1 rRNA gene and 1 pseudogene are annotated in these 949 nt (G+C 67.9%); both read right to left on the bottom strand.

The annotated features are described in order from the left end of the window. A pseudogene (locus tag ACFU5O_RS37030) lies at positions 1–577 on the bottom strand (hypothetical protein); the annotation flags it as partial. Positions 578–844: 267 nt separating this feature from the next. Then, positions 845–949: ribosomal RNA gene (rrf, locus tag ACFU5O_RS37035) — 5S ribosomal RNA — on the bottom strand; the annotation flags it as partial.

Here is a 949-nt window from a genome sequence, read left to right on the forward strand (position 1 = left end):
TCCCGACGCGGGGCACGGTCATCACGGCGGAAGCCACCACGGTCGTCGTCCCGACGCGGACCGCGATCATCACGGCGGAAGCCACCACGGTCGTCGTCCCGACGCGGACCGCGATCATCGCGACGGAAGCCACCACGGTCGTCGTCCCGACGCGGACCGCGATCATCGCGACGGAAGCCACCACGGTCATCATCACGACGCGGACCGCGATCGTCCCGACGGAAGCCACCACGGTCATCATCACGACGCGGACCGCGATCGTCCCGACGGAAGCCACCACGGTCATCGTCCCGACGCGGCGCACGATCGTCCCGACGGAAGCCACCACGGTCGTCATCACGACGCGGACCGCGATCATCACGGCGGTATCCACCGCGGTCGTCATCCCGACGCGGCGCACGATCATCCCTGCGGAAACCACCACGGTCATCGTCCCGACGGGGGGCACGGTCGTCACGGCGTGCATGGCCACGGTCGTCCCGAGGGAAGGAACTCCCACGGCTTCCACGGCTGTCGTCCCGACGGTCGTCGCGCCGGCCCTGGTCGTCCCGAGGGAAGGAACCGCCACGGCTTCCACGGCTGTCGTCCCTACGCGGCCCACCTCGGCTGTCGTCCCTACGCGGCCCGCCTCGGTAGCCGCCCCGGTCACCGCCACCGTCCCGACGGCGCGGCTCGCGCTCCGGACGATCGTCGGAGGAGTTGGTGGACATGGGCATGGCTCCTGTCTTCGGGTACCGCAGTCATTCTCGCGCAGTCGGACACCCGACGCGCTTCGGGAAATATCAACAAAACAAAAGGACCCGTGGTCCCAGCTGAACGCTGGGACCACGGGTCCTGAAAGATTGTTCGGCGGCGTCCTACTCTCCCACAGGGTCCCCCCTGCAGTACCATCGGCGCTGAAAGGCTTAGCTTCCGGGTTCGAAATGTAACCGGGCGTTTCCCTAACGCT

Origin of the sequence: Streptomyces sp. NPDC057445 (genome assembly GCF_042802855.1) — a bacterium.
Lineage (GTDB): Bacteria > Actinomycetota > Actinomycetes > Streptomycetales > Streptomycetaceae > Streptomyces.